This window comes from Veillonella sp. VA141, from assembly GCF_003992175.1.
GTDB lineage: Bacteria > Bacillota > Negativicutes > Veillonellales > Veillonellaceae > F0422.
In genome coordinates this window covers 31,034-47,145 of sequence record NZ_RQVM01000001.1, presented here as the reverse complement: position 1 = coordinate 47,145, position 16,112 = coordinate 31,034, and the positions used below count along the sequence as shown (strand labels likewise).

At 38.4% G+C, this 16,112-nt stretch carries 18 protein-coding genes and 1 riboswitch; all 18 genes read right to left on the bottom strand.

The features are described from left to right. Nucleotides 1-85 precede the first annotated feature (85 nt). The 18 genes from EO112_RS00260 to EO112_RS00180 all read right to left on the bottom strand — a co-directional run bounded on the left by EO112_RS00260 (nt 86) and on the right by EO112_RS00180 (nt 16,101). The gene (locus EO112_RS00260; RefSeq protein ID WP_127162357.1) at nt 86-1,822 is read right to left on the bottom strand and encodes a proline--tRNA ligase; all 1,737 of its coding nucleotides are present in this window, start codon (nt 1,820-1,822) and stop codon (nt 86-88) included. 35 nt (nt 1,823-1,857) lie between these two features. Continuing rightward, complete coding sequence (gene ispG, locus EO112_RS00255) at nt 1,858-2,934, bottom strand: flavodoxin-dependent (E)-4-hydroxy-3-methylbut-2-enyl-diphosphate synthase (RefSeq protein ID WP_127162355.1); 1,077 nt, start codon at nt 2,932-2,934, stop codon at nt 1,858-1,860. Between the two features lie 9 nt (nt 2,935-2,943). Beyond that, entirely contained in the window at nt 2,944-3,963 is a 1,020-nt protein-coding gene (gene rseP / locus EO112_RS00250; protein ID WP_127010593.1) for an RIP metalloprotease RseP, read from the bottom strand. After that, entirely contained in the window at nt 3,957-5,117 is a 1,161-nt protein-coding gene (locus EO112_RS00245) for a 1-deoxy-D-xylulose-5-phosphate reductoisomerase (protein WP_127162353.1), read from the bottom strand. The genes rseP and EO112_RS00245 overlap by 7 nt, the downstream gene beginning before the upstream one ends. Nucleotides 5,118-5,141: 24 nt before the next feature. Continuing rightward, complete coding sequence (locus EO112_RS00240) at nt 5,142-5,960, bottom strand: phosphatidate cytidylyltransferase (protein WP_127162351.1); 819 nt, start codon at nt 5,958-5,960, stop codon at nt 5,142-5,144. A 1-nt stretch (nt 5,961) separates the two neighbouring features. Then, nucleotides 5,962-6,729, bottom strand: coding sequence for an isoprenyl transferase (locus EO112_RS00235; protein ID WP_127162349.1), 768 nt, complete (start codon nt 6,727-6,729; stop codon nt 5,962-5,964). Beyond that, nucleotides 6,701-6,958, bottom strand: coding sequence for a hypothetical protein (locus tag EO112_RS00230; RefSeq protein WP_009352768.1), 258 nt, complete (start codon nt 6,956-6,958; stop codon nt 6,701-6,703). Before EO112_RS00230 ends, EO112_RS00235 begins: the two co-directional genes overlap by 29 nt. After that, nucleotides 6,958-7,518 carry a ribosome recycling factor gene (gene frr / locus EO112_RS00225; RefSeq protein ID WP_009352764.1) on the bottom strand — a complete coding sequence of 187 codons (561 nt, stop codon included), beginning with the start codon at nt 7,516-7,518 and terminating at the stop codon, nt 6,958-6,960. Before frr ends, EO112_RS00230 begins: the two co-directional genes overlap by 1 nt. Before the next feature lie 12 nt (nt 7,519-7,530). Then, nucleotides 7,531-8,250, bottom strand: a complete 720-nt coding sequence (gene pyrH / locus EO112_RS00220) for a UMP kinase (RefSeq protein WP_127010600.1) — start codon at nt 8,248-8,250, stop codon at nt 7,531-7,533. Between the two features lie 76 nt (nt 8,251-8,326). Next, entirely contained in the window at nt 8,327-9,010 is a 684-nt protein-coding gene (gene tsf, locus EO112_RS00215; RefSeq protein WP_009352758.1) for a translation elongation factor Ts, read from the bottom strand. A gap of 121 nt (nt 9,011-9,131) precedes the next feature. Next, a complete protein-coding gene (gene rpsB, locus EO112_RS00210) occupies nt 9,132-9,857 on the bottom strand; it encodes a 30S ribosomal protein S2 (protein WP_127162347.1) in 726 nt (241 codons plus the stop codon). Nucleotides 9,858-10,039: 182 nt separating this feature from the next. Next, nucleotides 10,040-11,344 carry a phosphomethylpyrimidine synthase ThiC gene (gene thiC, locus EO112_RS00205; RefSeq protein ID WP_127162345.1) on the bottom strand — a complete coding sequence of 435 codons (1,305 nt, stop codon included), beginning with the start codon at nt 11,342-11,344 and terminating at the stop codon, nt 10,040-10,042. A 76-nt stretch (nt 11,345-11,420) separates the two neighbouring features. Then, a riboswitch (TPP riboswitch) is annotated at nt 11,421-11,529 on the bottom strand. Nucleotides 11,530-11,805: 276 nt separating this feature from the next. Then, nucleotides 11,806-12,225: a hypothetical protein gene (locus EO112_RS00200; protein ID WP_127010608.1), complete on the bottom strand. Its 420-nt coding sequence runs from the start codon at nt 12,223-12,225 to the stop codon at nt 11,806-11,808. A gap of 9 nt (nt 12,226-12,234) precedes the next feature. Beyond that, nucleotides 12,235-12,618: a D-Ala-D-Ala carboxypeptidase family metallohydrolase gene (locus tag EO112_RS00195; protein ID WP_127010610.1), complete on the bottom strand. Its 384-nt coding sequence runs from the start codon at nt 12,616-12,618 to the stop codon at nt 12,235-12,237. Nucleotides 12,619-12,628: 10 nt separating this feature from the next. Continuing rightward, entirely contained in the window at nt 12,629-13,165 is a 537-nt protein-coding gene (locus tag EO112_RS00190) for a hypothetical protein (RefSeq protein WP_240629043.1), read from the bottom strand. Nucleotides 13,166-13,261: 96 nt separating this feature from the next. Further along, nucleotides 13,262-13,408: a hypothetical protein gene (locus EO112_RS08250; protein ID WP_164723729.1), complete on the bottom strand. Its 147-nt coding sequence runs from the start codon at nt 13,406-13,408 to the stop codon at nt 13,262-13,264. Next, the gene (locus EO112_RS00185) at nt 13,409-13,810 is read right to left on the bottom strand and encodes a hypothetical protein (RefSeq protein WP_127162343.1); all 402 of its coding nucleotides are present in this window, start codon (nt 13,808-13,810) and stop codon (nt 13,409-13,411) included. A gap of 11 nt (nt 13,811-13,821) precedes the next feature. Further along, nucleotides 13,822-16,101 carry a pyocin knob domain-containing protein gene (locus EO112_RS00180; protein ID WP_127162341.1) on the bottom strand — a complete coding sequence of 760 codons (2,280 nt, stop codon included), beginning with the start codon at nt 16,099-16,101 and terminating at the stop codon, nt 13,822-13,824. Nucleotides 16,102-16,112: the final 11 nt, after the last annotated feature.

Below are 16,112 nucleotides of genomic sequence, written 5' to 3'. Positions count from 1 at the left end.
AAGCGGTTTTTTGTAATTAAAACGACTCATCAAGGTATCCTCGATGAGTCGTTCTCTCTAATTCTATGTAGTTCAATGTGTGCAATTAAATGCTATATCCATCTTTCAACAGACGAAGTAATCCTTGTACAGAGGTACTTACTTCATCAATTTTAACAGTGCTTGTAGAACCATCTTTACGAACACGTAATTCTACTTCGCCAGATTCGATAGTATTTTTACTTACCGTGATGCGTACAGGATAGCCAATCAAATCTGCATCTTTAAATTTAACACCTGCACGGTCCTTACGATCATCCAATAGTACATCAACACCAGCTTGTTTCATCTCTTTATACAAGCGTTCGCTCACTTCCATCAAAGCCTCATCTTTCGCATTAATTGGAACGATAACAACCTCGAATGGAGCAATTGCTACTGGCCAGATGATACCATTTTCATCATAACTTTGTTCAATAGCAGCTGCCAATGTACGTCCTACACCGATACCATAGCAACCCATTTGGAATGGAGTTGGACGGCCACCTTGGTTCAATACTGTGGCATTCATAGATTCAGAGTACTTCGTACCCAATTTAAATACTTGACCTACTTCGATACCTTTATCGATGCGAAGTTGACCACTGCATTTAGGGCATGGATCATCGAGAGTAATCAAACGAATTGGTGCCACAATGATATCATCTACATTGAAATCACGGTTAGGATTGATATTGATATAATGCGCATCTGCTGTATTAGCACCACCACATACATTATGTAAGTTCATCACTGTTTCATCCACTACAATGGCAAACTCTTCTGATTGTGAAAGTCCCACTGGGCTAATGAATCCAGCTGTTAATCCTACACGTGCTAAGTCTTCTGGGGTTGCCATTTCTGGCTCAATGCCACCTTCTACAGCTCGTTGTACAGCGATTTCATTCACTTCATGGTCACCACGAACAATGGCAAGAATAACTTTACCTTCAATGTTGTAGACTACTGCTTTAATTGTTTTTTCCAATGGCAATTGTAACATATCGGCTACCGCTTGAATTGACTTAGCATCTGGTGTAGATACTGTTTCCAATGCCTTAGCTTCTTCTGTATCCACTTCCAATGCTTTTGGTTGGCCAATTTCAATATTTGCAGCATAATCACATTTTGTGCAGTGGATAACATCTGCCTCGCCGGATTCCGCCAAAGCCATGAACTCAAAGCTACCGGAACCACCAATAGCACCATTATCTGCTTCTACTGGTTTACATGTTAAGCCACAACGTTTGAAAATTTTACTATATGCCTCATACATATCCCAAAAAGACTTGCTCATACCTTCTTCATCGATGTCAAAGGAATAGGCATCTTTCATGATAAACTCACGGCTACGCATCAATCCATAGCGTGGACGACGTTCATCGCGATATTTATTTTGAATTTGATATAAACTTAAAGGTAATTGACGATAGGAATTGACTTCTCCTCGAACTAGATTAGTTACCATTTCTTCATGAGTTGGTCCTAAGCAATATTCACGGCCATGACGATCAGAAATGCGCATCATTTCTGCGCCATACGCAGCCCAACGACCAGATTCTTCCCATAGTTCACTAGGTTGTAAGATTGGCATCATGATTTCTTGGCTATTGATAGCTTCCATTTCTTCACGAATGATTTCATTAATTTTATGAATACTGCGCCAAGCCAATGGTAAATAAGTATATAATCCACCTGCTACTTTACGAACAAAACCTGCACGCAACATTAACTGTTGGCTGATTACATCAGCATCGGAAGGCATTTCACGTAATGTCGGTGCATATAAGCGACTTGCTAACATAACATACTCCTTTATATTCTATATGATTCATACTCTTAATTATCTTCTAACGTTAAAAGATATTGATCGATTTCAGCAAATAAGGTATCTACCAACTCTTGTTCTGGTACAGTTTTTAATACTTTTCCTTTACGGAAAATAATACCTTGTCCTTTACCTCCTGCAATACCAAAATCAGCTTCTCGTGCTTCTCCAGGTCCATTTACTACACATCCCATAACAGCTACACGGATTGGGGCTTTTATAGCCTTCAATCGTTCTTCAACAATGTCTGCCATATTGAATAAATTGACTTGACATCTGCCACAGGTAGGACAAGAAATCATAGTCGCTCCAAAAGTACGAAGTTCCAAAGAACTTAAAATAGTTTTTGCTACCTCTACCTCGTGGATTGGATCGCCCGTTAAGGACACACGAATGGTATCACCGATACCATCTGCTAAGAGTGTTCCAATACCGATAGCCGATTTAATCGTTCCTTGTTTGATAGTGCCAGCTTCCGTTACGCCTAAATGCAATGGATATGGTATTTTACTAGATAATTTGCGGTATGCTTCAATCATTAAAGGTACATCTGTAGCTTTAATAGAAACTTTCATTTGGTCATATTCTAAAGATTCTAAAATACGAATATGTTCTAATGCGGTTTCCACCATACCATCTGCTGTAGGATGCCCACCATGAGCATCTAATACATGCTGTGGTAAAGAACCAGCATTTACACCAATACGAATAGGAATCAATTTTGGCTTCGCTTTTTCCACAACTTTTATAACATTATCGATACTACCAATATTTCCTGGATTAATGCGAAGCCCATCAATCCCACTGTCAATAGCTTGCAGTGCTAACCGATAGTCAAAATGGATATCCGCAATTAATGGAATCATCGCACGCTCTTTGATATCTTTAATTGCTTTTGCTGCAGCCATATCAGGAACAGCTAAACGAACCAATTCACAACCAGCAGTAGCTAGGCGATTGATTTCCTCAATAGATTGTTCTACTTTCACAGGATTTGTAGTAATCATAGATTGGATACTGACAGGTGCGTTATCACCAATATGAACGGTACCCACTTGAATACCTTTTGTCGGTTTACGTTCTATCATAGGATACCTCTAAAATAATCGTAGAATATCTTGGAATGTAGAATATACAAACACTAATAATAATAGGCCTACACCAGTCATTTGGATGTATTGTAATGCCTTCTCTGGTAGTTTACGGCCCGTAATTCCTTCTAGAATTAATAACACCAAGTGGCCACCATCTAAGACGGGAATTGGCAATAGGTTGATAACTCCAAGGTTTAAGCTCAATAATGCAGTAAATAGTAGCAAACTGATAAAACCATGTTGTGCTACTTGCCCTGCCATTTGTGCTACACCGATAGGACCCGCTACATCGCCTTTACTATGCCCTGTTACAATATTCCACAATCCTTGTACCATATCAGCAAGGGTAGATCCAGTGTGGGATACAGCATGGACCGCAGATTCGCCAATACTATACTCTTTTACTTCCAATACTGGATTGATTCCGATAACAGCTCTATCACCAGATTCACGAGGAATCACTGTCGTAGATATAGTCTCACCATTTCTATCTAAGGTAACTGACACTACATGATTGCTATGACCTTTTAGAGACTCTGTAATATCTTTCCATTCTTTAATGGATTGACCATTAATGGATACAATTTTGTCTCCCTTTTGGATACCAGCCGTAGCCGCTGGATTTCCTGCTAATATATCTCCAATAATCGGTTCCTGAGATGGTATTGTGGTTCCATGGAACGCAAATACAAAAAAGTATATCACAATAGCCAATAAAAAGTTAAATGTAGCACCTGCAGCGATAACGATAAATCGTTGCCATACAGGTTTACTATTAAAACCACGTTCGCCAGCATCTTCCGATGGATCCATACCAGCAATTTTGTTGAATCCACCTAGTGGTAATAAACGCAAGGAGTATAGTGTTTCTCCTTTTTGCTTTTGAACGACATTAGGGCCAATACCGATAGCAAATTCATCAACACGCATGCCACAGGCTTTCGCAGTTAGAAAGTGCCCCAATTCGTGAATCATTACTATAACGCCGAATACGAAGACAGCTCCTAAAATTGTAATTAACATGCACTTCTCCTTTGTATTTCTTTGGTAGCTTCTTGTCTAGCCCAGGCATCCATAGCAAGTACTTCTTCTATGGAAGTAGGCACGCCATTTATCATGCGTCCAAGAACGGTAGAAACTACTTCATATATATGTCCATAGGTAATTCGTTCATCCAGTAAGGCATACACGGCCATTTCATTGGCTGCATTAAATACAGCAGGTGCATAACCGCCTTCTTTTCCCACCATGAAAGCTAGTCGTAAGGCAGGAAAATCATCCCACCGAGGTGCCATGAACTGAAGATCTAAACCTTTGGTAAAATCTAAATGCTCCATTTGTAATGGATATCGTTTCGGATAGGTCATCGCATATTGGATAGGCTCACGCATATCTGGATTCCCTAATTGTGCCAAAATAGCACCATCTTTCATTTGAATCATAGAGTGTACAATACTTTGTGGATGTACCACTACATCAATATGATTGTAATCAAAGTCAAAAAGCCAATGGGCTTCAATAACCTCTAGGCCTTTATTAAATAAAGTAGCGGAATCAATAGTAATTTTATTTCCCATATTCCATGTTGGGTGCGCTAAACAATCTTTTGCTGTTGCCCCATATAAATCGTCTGACTTCCAGTGACGTAAGGCACCACCTGAAGCTGTGATGATTAATTTTTCTACATTACTTCTATTTTGCCCTTCCAAACATTGAAAGATAGCACTATGTTCACTATCAATTGGTAAAATTGAAACACCATTGTCTTGGGCAGCTTTTGTAATTAAAGATCCACAAGCCACTAAAGTTTCTTTATTAGCAAGGCCAATCGTTTTTCGTGCACGAATCGCAGCCATGGTAGGTTCAATGCCTGCAGCACCAACTACGGCAGTGACTACCATCATAGCTTCTGGTAAAGTTGCCGCTACAGATAAGGCTTCTTTACCACCAATAATTTCTGTGGGTCCATCATAGCGTTCTCTTAATTGTATATATGCCTTTTCATCTACAACACCAGCCATAATTGGCTTAAATTCGGCAATTTGTTGCTCTAGTAAATCAATATTTCCATGTGTTACTAACGCTACTGCTTGGAATTGATCTGGATGTTGACGAATCACATCTAAAGTTTGTGTTCCTATAGACCCCGTGGAGCCTAAGATACTTATAGCTTTCATAAAGGTCTCCCTACAATTAAATCATTACAGCATAAGAATGTATGCCAATACTAATGGTGCAGCAAACAATAGACTATCAAAACGATCTAATACGCCACCGTGACCAGGTAATAATGTACCAGAATCTTTTTTATTTGCCTCACGTTTTAATTTTGATTCAAATAAATCTCCTAGCGGTGCCAATATCCCAACAATGATACCTATGCCAACACCAAAATTCAGCGGTAATCCTAAGGAAAGAGATCCAATCCACCCTGTTAAAATACAGCCGATGAAACCACCAATAAAACCTTCTAACGTTTTATTAGGACTAATAGTTGGTACGATGTTTCGTTTTCCAAAAGAACGGCCTACAAAATAAGCAAATGTATCACTAGCCCAAATAGCTATCAACAGAAGCCAAATAACAGCCGTACCGAATCCTTCTTGTCCTGCATAATAGCTGGTATTTTCATAGATTCTATTATCACGCAACACCATCAATGCAATAAAGCCACTGGTAACATATAACAAACTACTAATAGTAGATTGCACTGTTGAAAGAGTTCTTTTCCCGTTGCAGAAGGTGTATTCAATGACCATAGCTAACATCACCAAAATTCCTAAGAATAAAGCTAATGGGTAGCTACCAAACACCAAGGAACCGCATACAAGGGCTATATAAAGCAGACCCCACTGTGGTAATAGACGCCGTTTCATATGACGAAATAAGCTAACACATTCTACCCAACCGATGACAGCTAACACGGACATCACAAGATTAAAAAATAGGCCCCCATAGGTGATGGCAACCGCCAGCAAGACAACGCCAATCAAAGCTGTGATGAGACGGGTTTTTAACATATTATTTCTCCTCTTTTAAACCACCAAATCTACGCTCACGTTGTTGGTATGCCAAGATGGCTTCTTCCAACACTTGTGGCGTAAAATCTGGCCAATGTAAAGGGGTAAACCAGAACTCTGCATAAGCAATTTGCCATAACAAGAAATTACTAATTCGTGCATCATTACTTGGTCGAATCAGTAAATCCACACGGTCAAATTCTTTTGTATCTAAGTAGGAAGAAATCAATGTTTCTGTAATATCTTCCTCATTGATAACGCCCTTTGCCACATCTTGGACAATCTGTTTTGTAGCTCTTGTAAGTTCGTCACGTCCCCCATAGTTGATTGCTAATTGCAGTGTGATTCCCTTATTATCTTGTGTTAATTCCTCAGATTCTTTGATGATTCCTTGTAACTCTTCAGATAACTTGGTTATATCTCCCACAAAACGAATGCGCACACCTTCCGCATGCATACGTTTTACATTTGAAAGTAAATACTCTTTAATAAGACCCATTAACAGGCTGACTTCTTCTTCTGGTCGTTTCCAGTTTTCAGTGGAAAAACCATAGACAGTCAATGCTTTCACACCAAATCCTTGGGCTGCTTTCACAATATCCTTTAATACTTCCGCACCTGCGCGATGACCCATACTCCGTGGCATGCCTTTACGCTTTGCCCATCTACCGTTACCGTCCATGATAATGGCAATATGTTCTGGAATATTCGTTGGATCTATAGTCGGTCTCTCTTGATGTTTACTTTTCTTCCATAAGTTTTTTAGCATATTGTACCTCATTCGACTGCGCCACATGACTGGCTACCATAGGATGAAAGAGAACTATCTCCCATGCGCCTTCTTTTACTATGACACGGCCTACATAACATTCTTCGGAAGAAATGGAAAAGAACCGATTATAGTTCTTTTCTATTTTTGTAGTAAAAGGGATAGAGGCAGCCTGCAAAAGAGACTGTGCAAGCTGCCATGGAAATCCCAAAATAGATGTATGCTCCATTAGACAGACATAACATCCTTTTCTTTTATATCGCGAAGTTCATCAATTAATTTAATTTTTTTGTCAGTCAATTTTTGAACTTGTTCTTGTCCATCTTTTGACACATCTTCAGTAATTGTTTTCGCTTTTTCTTCTTTTTTGATTGCATCATTAGCATCACGACGAATGTTACGGACTGCAACTTTAGCATCTTCTGCTTTTTTGCTTACTACTTTTACTAATTCTTTACGACGTTCTTCTGTCAATTGAGGGATAGCCAAACGAATAGCCTCACCATCATTATTAGGGTTTAATCCTAAATCAGATGTTAAAATAGCTTTTTCAATAGCACCAATCATAGTTTTATCCCATGGAGCGATTAAAATCATGCGAGGATCTGGAGCAGATACGTTTGCCACTTGATTAACAGGTGTTGGTGCACCATAGTAATCTACCATAACGGAATCCAATAAAGATGTATGTGCACGACCTGTGCGTACATTAGCAAATTCATGTTTTAAGGATTCAATTGTTTTATCCATGCGCGCTTCTTCGCGGCTAATAATTTCTTTAATTTCCATAGTGTTCACCTTTTATTTTACGATAGTACCGATGGCTTCTCCCTTAGCAGCACGTGTGATGTTACCAGGAATATCCATGCTAAATACAACGATAGGAATATGATTATCTTTACATAATGTAGTTGATGTAGCATCCATTACTTTCAATTCTTTGCTGATTACATCCATGTATGTTAATTCATCGAATTTTACAGCATTTGGATTTGTTTTAGGGTCGGAATCGTATACGCCATCAGCAAATTTTTTCGCCATTAAAATAGCATCTGCTTCGATTTCAGCAGCACGCAAAGCAGCTGTTGTATCTGTAGAGAAGTATGGATTACCCGTACCTGCTGCAAAGATAACAATACGACCTTTTTCTAAGTGACGAATAGCACGACGACGAATGTATGGTTCTGCTACTTCTTGCATTTCAATCGCTGTTTGAACACGAGTTGCTACGCCTGCATTTTCAAGAGCATCTTGTAATGCAATAGCATTCATCACTGTTGCAATCATACCCATATAATCAGCAGATGCACGATCCATACCTTTAGCACTACCGGATAGACCACGCCAAATATTTCCACCACCTACAACGATAGCAATTTCAATACCACTTTCTTTGGAAAGTGATGCAATCTCTTGTGCCAATGGTTCTACCACTTGTGGGTTAATGCCAAATCCTTGATCACCTGCTAAGGCTTCACCGCTAAGTTTTAATACGATACGTTTAAATTTACGTTCACTCATGTCCTTCTCCTTATGACGTTTCTAACAAATAATTCAAAAATAAGAGAACACTTGCGGTGTTCTCTTATCTCCGTACTTATTTACCTACAGTAGCCATAACTTCTGCAACGAAATCGTCTTGTTTCTTTTCGATACCTTCGCCTAAAGCATAGCGAACATAACGACGTACGTTAATGTTTTCACCGATTTTAGCGATTGCTTCATTGATCATAGCTTGTACAGTTTTTTCACCGTCTTTAATGAAAACTTGTTCTAATAGGCAGTTTTCTTTATAGAATTTTTCAACGCGGCCAGCTACCATTTTTTCAAGAACTGCTTCTGGTTTTGGTTTACGGCCAGCTTTAACGTCTTCTTCAGCTTCTACTTTAGCTTGTTCCATCAATACAGCTTTTTCGTGTTCGATTATATTAGCTGGAACATCTTCACGTTTTAAGTATGTTGGGTTAGCTGCTGCAATTTGCATTGCTACATCTTTACAAAGAGCTTGGAAATCATCAGTTTTAGCAACGAAGTCTGTTTCACAGTTTACTTCTACTAATACGCCGATACGTCCACCACCATGAATGTAAGATGCTACTACACCTTCAGCTGCAATACGACCAGCTTTTTTAGCTGCCGCTGCTAAGCCTTTTTCACGAAGGAAGTCAACTGCTTTTTGGATATCGCCATCAACTTCTACCAATGCTTTTTTAGCATCCATCATACCTGCGCCAGTCATGTCGCGTAATTCTTTTACTAAAGCTGCTGTAATTTGAGCCATGATTTTTCCTCCTATAAATAATTAAGGTAAGACCTTAGCCTTACCTTAATTTTACATCGTTATTACTTATTTATCAATTAAGACTATGTCTGTATATATTGTTAAATAATCTTACAGATTCTTAAGCTTCTTCGGAAGCAGTTTCTGTACCGAAAGCGTCTTGTTCACCTTGACGACCTTCTAAAATAGCATCAGCCATTTTACCAGCTAATAATTTAACTGCGCGAATTGCGTCATCATTTGCTGGGATAGGGAAATCAACTTCGTCTGGATCACAGTTAGTGTCCACAGTAGCTACTACAGGAATACCTAATTTTTTAGCTTCTGCGATAGCGATTTTTTCTTTTTTAGGGTCAATTACGAAAAGTGCACCTGGCATTTCTGGCATATCTTTAATACCGCCAAGATATTTTTCTAACTTTTCCCATTCATGACGAAGACGAATTACTTCTTTTTTAGGAAGAACTTCGAATGTTCCATCTTCAGCCATTTTTTCTAATTGTTTTAAGCGTTTAATACGAGCTTCGATAGTTTTGAAGTTAGTCAACATACCGCCTAACCAACGTTCGTTAACGAAATACATATTAGCACGAAGAGCTTCTTCTTTTACAGCTTCTTGAGCTTGTTTTTTAGTACCTACAAAAAGGATTGTTTTGCCTGCTTGAGCTACTTCACGTAAGAAGTCATATGCTTCTTCTACTTTTTTTACAGTTTTTTGAAGGTCAATGATATAAATACCATTACGTTCAGTGAAGATGAATTTAGCCATTTTAGGATTCCATCTTCTTGTTTGATGTCCAAAGTGAACACCAGCTTCTAATAATTGTTTAAGTGATACTACTGCCATGTTGGCACCTCCTGTTAAAAAACCTCCGCAACTCTCATCCCTCAGCAAACGCGAAATTGCGCACAGAACTGATAGTCTAGTTGCGTGTGTATTCATATTTGTTTAGTATAGCACAAAATGTGAGGTGAAAGCAAGTGCAAAACAATCAACTCAAAAAAAGAGTTGGCTGCTTTGTTTCTTATTTATAATATATCAATCTTCTCTCCCTCTAAGGCTTTGTTGATGCTCCGTACGGCGCAGAATTTTCCGCACATACTACAAGCTTCTTTATGTCCCTCTTCTGGGGCACGACTTTCACGGATGCGACGTGCTTTTTCAGGGTCTAGTGCCACTGCATATTGTGCTTCCCAATCTAGTTTTTGGCGCGCTTCTGCCATGCGGTCATCACGTTCCCGCGCATTCGGAATGCCTTTTGCAATGTCTGCGGCATGGGCTGCGATTTTGAAAGCCATAATGCCTTCTTTCACATCATTTTCGTCAGGTAAGGCTAAGTGTTCTGCCGGTGTTACATAGCAAAGAAATGCTGCGCCATGCATAGCTGCCACGGCACCGCCAATGGCCGCTGTAATATGGTCATAACCTGGTGCAATGTCTGTCACCAATGGTCCTAATACATAGAACGGTGCTCCATCGCAGATTGTTTGTTGCACTTCCATGTTGGCTTGTACTTGATTCAACGGCACATGACCAGGACCTTCCACCAAGACTTGCACACCACGTTCACGAGCTCGTTTTGTTAACTCTCCAAGTCGAACAAGTTCTTCGATTTGACAGATATCTGTAGCATCTGCCAAGCAACCAGGACGGCATGCATCGCCAAGGGAAATAGTCATATCATATTCTGCACAAATGTCCAAGATTTCATCATAGTATTCATAGAAAGGATTTTCTTGACCAGTCATAGACATCCAAGCAAAGACTAAACTGCCACCACGGCTGACGATATTTAATTTTCGTTTGTGACGTTTAATTTGCTCTACCGTATGTTGCGTAATCCCACAGTGCAATGTAACAAAGTCCACCCCATCTTCTGCGTGAAGGCGGATAGTAGAAATAAAGTCTTCTGCAGTCAATTCACCTAAATCCTTTTGATGATGGATAACACTATCGTAGATAGGTACGGTGCCAATCATAACGGGACATTCTTTTGTGAGCAGACGGCGGAATACTTTTGTATCACCATGTGTAGACAAGTCCATAATAGATTCAGCCCCTAATGCCACTGCATGATGAACTTTTTTCATCTCTTCTTCGTAGTCTGTACAATCTTTGGACGTACCTAAGTTCACGTTGATTTTCGTACGTAACTTTTGACCAATTCCTTCTGGTTGTAAAGATATATGATGCTTGTTGCACGGAATTGTTACATGTCCTTTTGCCACTAACTCTCGTAATACTTCAACATCCATGTTTTCTTTTTCTGCTACCACTTTCATTGCGTCGGTAACAATGCCTTTTTGGGCTGCTTGCATTTGTGTGTAAAACATAAAAAGCTCCTTTCATTACAAAGGAGCCTATTGAGGTACTCTATACACAAAAAGGTATCGACATTACATCGATACCCACATATGTCAGCGTGCTTCCTACGCGGGCATGATCCCGATCAGGTCAAAAGGTCAGGTACTTCATAGTCCTTTCTCAGCCTATTACATAGGCTCCCTTGCAAATCTAAAATATTTACTTACTTATAGTATATCATGGAATGGTGGAATTTTATAGAAAATTATTCTTCCTCATCCATGATGGCATTATGATACACATAACGCACATATTGCTATAAACCTTTGGTATTAAGCCATTCTTTAAAAAAAGGTTGTGCAACGGTTGTGCAACCGTTCCCAAAAATAGTTTTTATTGATAATGTTATAATTTATTTTTTATACGTTATCGAAACATTTTATAGGCTAATCCACCTAATAAAAGCACCTCAATGAATCGGTGCTTTTGACTATTTTTCTTGTACTTCTTTATTTCTTCCTTCTGCTCTTCTAAGTATAGATTGGCTTTCTCCAATGAGATTTGCTGCTCTGTCAATTTCTGCTCTTGTAGATTTAATTTCTCCTTGGATGCTCTCAACTGCTCCCTCTGTTCTTCTAGTAGCTGCTTCGCTTCTAGTAATGCTACTTTCGATTCGTTCGTTGATAACTTCGCTACGTTCAACTGCATCTCTAACCTCTCGATTGAGTTTGCTTGCTTCTTGTTGATTGTATTGAGCTCGTCTAAGTTCTTGCTGAGCATCTTGTATTCGCTTTGTGTTAATGTCACTCCCTGTTCCGCAAATATATAGCAGGGCACAGATAATAGTACCAAAGCCAATAGCAAGCATAATCGTGTGTTTCTTAATCCATGAAAGAATAGTTCCATACATTTCAACCTCCTAATATTGCTCCCATTCCGCATCATAACCTCGGACATCAATGTGTACAAATTGTAGTCCATAATATCTGCCAACACCATCTGCACCACACTCTTTTGCAATATCTGCTAATTCATCAACACTAATATCGTCCACTGTAATGTCAGCAGCTGTTCCTAATACATGTTGAGAGTTAGGCACTCCACCTACCTCACGATTGTGGTCTTCACAACGGTATCCACTTTCGATATATACTGGTCGTCCTACACGTTCTCGGATTTTATCCAATACATCTACTAAACGTTTGTCAATAATATGATCCAACACATTTTTCCCATCTACTACATTATGTCGATGACATTTGCAGGCAAACTCATAATCCTCAAAATAATTTCCAATTTTCATATATGTCTCCTTATAACTTAAATTTGAACTTACTTTCAATCATATCTCTGATGGTATCTAAAAACTTTCCCATCATTACATTTCCACCATCACGCATATTTTCTAGTACACTCAAAAATTCTGCTGAGGCTAAATATAACCAAACTAAATTAACTACAAAGGCTTCTTTCCCTGCCATAAAATCAAAGCACCAACCTATGGCTGTAGCAAATACATATGTCATTACCTTTGTCACAAAGGGTTTTCTCATATGTTTAGATGAAATTAATCCCTTTTCAAACGCAGGAATGATTGCTATATACTTATCCCAAGCAGATATACTTTCTTTGTCTGCTCCCGCTTCTACTAACATCTGATAGGCAATCGCTCCCCATCTAGTCAGCAAATCAAATAAAACTAATAAAATAAACACGCCCAGTACTTGAACGTGCTTTAAATTCATTAGCCATATAGCAGCACTACCTATAAGGGATAGTCCCACCTTTATAATCCACGACTCTACTAGAATATCTCGTAGAGATTCTAAAAATCCCATATCGAATACCATTTTACCTTTTAATACACCTAAACAATAAAACTTATCAGATCTGGTTTATCTCTAGCTCTGTTCATAATCACTCCTACCATCTCTTTTGAAACAACATTATTCCTCTTTTTTGTCTTCCATATTCATTAAATCATTGTGGATACATCCCTCAGTAGGACAAGTACCATCTTGATTGAGTGTAGCATAACACCATTCACAAAAATGCATTACGGGAATATCTGAGTGTACTTCGTAGTTATCCATTTACTTTACCTCCTTAATCTTTGCAATCATTTCTTGTGTGAGTTTCTTATATTGTTCTTGTAAATCTACTACACTAGTACCGCTCAATGTACGTCTTGCTAGTGTCTGTTCTAATGTTTCAAAACGTTTGTCATAGTAGGCTTTAATCTCTGCAATACGTTCTGCTTTTGAAAGTACTTTCGGCTCTTCTACATAATCAATGAATTTGCCATTGATGTAACATTTATTATTTGCTACGAACTCGTTTTGCATTTCTTGTGTACCCGCTAAGTACGTGTGATTAGGGTATAGTGTTTGTGCTAACTGTATGCATGATTCCTCGGTATCTGCATGTAGTCCAATTAAAAAAGAGGTTACTCGTATCCCCTTTGTGTCTAAGACAAAAATATATTTAGTCTCCATATAAACCTCCTTTAAACACCTATCACCATATATCGAACAGCACGCCGTGAATTTTGTGTTCCAATGACTTCAGAAATTGTGACTGATGTTATATCTAGCTTTTTTGTTTGAACACTTGCTAACCACTTATCGGAACGTGGATTAATGTGGCTATAAAATATTCCAAAGCATTTTTTTCTAAATGCAATTGGGAAGGTTGCTGTATATTGTGCTTCTCCCGTTGAATGTGTTATGTGTATATATCCAAACTGTATGATTACTATATTTTCCCCTTGACCAATTAAGATATATGCTTCATTATCCGAAGTTTCTTTTACTTGTACATTCAACGCTTGCCCTGTGCCTCCTCCTAGACCACTTAACAATTCTTTTACAACTGCTAGTGTAGGAACAAGGCTTGTATTCGTATCTTCCTTATTTGTAGTAAATAATTTTAATAATGTGGCTGTATCGCCTTTGGTAATGGTTAACCCCTCATTATGTTTTGTTATATCTGTAATGGTTGCATCATAATCTCCATGATAATGCCACGCACCCCACGCATTATAGAATGTTCTATAGCAGATATTGCAGGGCTTGTTATTCGCACCATAGGAGTAGAATACTTGCGTAATCTTATTAGTATCACTTTTAATAACCTGTACTACACCGTAATAGTATACTCGTGTAGTACTCGGTGCATTTCTCCACCCCCACATGCTTGCGGTTGCTTCATACATACCAGTATCTGTGAGATTATTCCAATCATTGATACTAGTAGGCATAGGCTTCATACTCATGTATTTGTTAAGATTATGTGAAGTGGAGTCTATATTATGTTCACTAATTTTAGTGGCAATAGAATTATTTATATCACTCACCTTTCTCTTCTCTTCTTCAATAGATGTTTGTAATGGAGAAATTAACTCACGCCCAATATCGTTTTTAATAGTTCCTTTTAAGGGTGCAATCAATTCACGATTTATATCATTTTTTATATTCGTTTGAATCGTTTGTAGCTCACCTTTTGTCACCCAGTTAGTTATTTTGCTTTGTAGATCTGTTTGTGTTACACAATTTCCAATTTTACTTTGAAATTCTTCTTTTGTTACCCAATTATTAATTTTACTTTGTAGATCTTCTTGCGTTACCCAGTTACCAGTTTTGGCGGCTCCAGCTTTGTTGGCCCATTCCTTGGCTTTCTGCACCTCTGATGTAGCACTAGACACATATCCTTGCATATCTCTTACAATAGTGGCAGCATAACTTTTATATTCCAGTAATAGCTGATTCACAGTATCTCTCATTGATTCAGCTTCTCTATTCTTATCTAGAATCGATTGTTGCATGCTTTGAATCCCATTAGATATACCCTTTACTTCTTCTATAGCTTGTTCCAAATTGTGTGCATGACCTTCAGCAGCGCTTGCCTTTTCAATAACACTTGCTTTTAATTGATTAATCTCTTCTTTAGTAGCTATAGTAGAGGATTGTATATTACGTAATTCTGCTATGGAGTTTTCCATAGTTCCGACATAACCCTTTATTTCTCGTGCTTTAGTTTCTACAGCTCCTACACTTTGTAAGATATCACTATTTTTTAATCGTCTTGTAATATCACTTTCTACTTGCTCTAAGCTTTGTAACACGGTCTGCTGTGTAGATCGTATTTCTTGCTTGGCTCTTTCCTTCAATGTTTCAGTATCTCTATCTACTCGACTAAGCTTTTCTTTAATTTCCCCATACATTGTCAGTGATTCTGTATGGATTCCATCTATTTGCGCTTTAATTCTATCAATATTAGCTTTAGTAGAGGTGACTTCACTTGTAATACGTTCCACTCCATCAAATGGATTTTCTACAAGTTCTATGGCATTTCTTTCACGGTTGATACGTAAATAGGCGTTTCCTATTTGTGTCGGAATCACAGTATCAAACTGTTCTGATAACACTTGTAGTGGTATACCTTTATGATGACTACCTAATTCCTGTATCATACGAACAATCTTATCTAATTGCCCTTGTAATGCTGTATAAATTGGTTCATTAGGCAACTGTAATGTATTGTTCCGTGGAGTTTCCCTAGTAAGCAATACACTTTCATTCCTTGCAAGTGGAGTACCATTCTTTGGATACGTGTATTGCTTAGTAGTAGGATTAAACTCAAAATTTGTAGAAATTCGTTTTGTTTTCCCATTGCTGATGACGTAACCTACAATGTCCTCTTTCCTTGTGAACGAATACGGGTATGCAAAGGTCTTATTCTGACCATCCCCTTCGTACATAATACTCACTCTTTCATCATTAACCATATGTGTCTCCT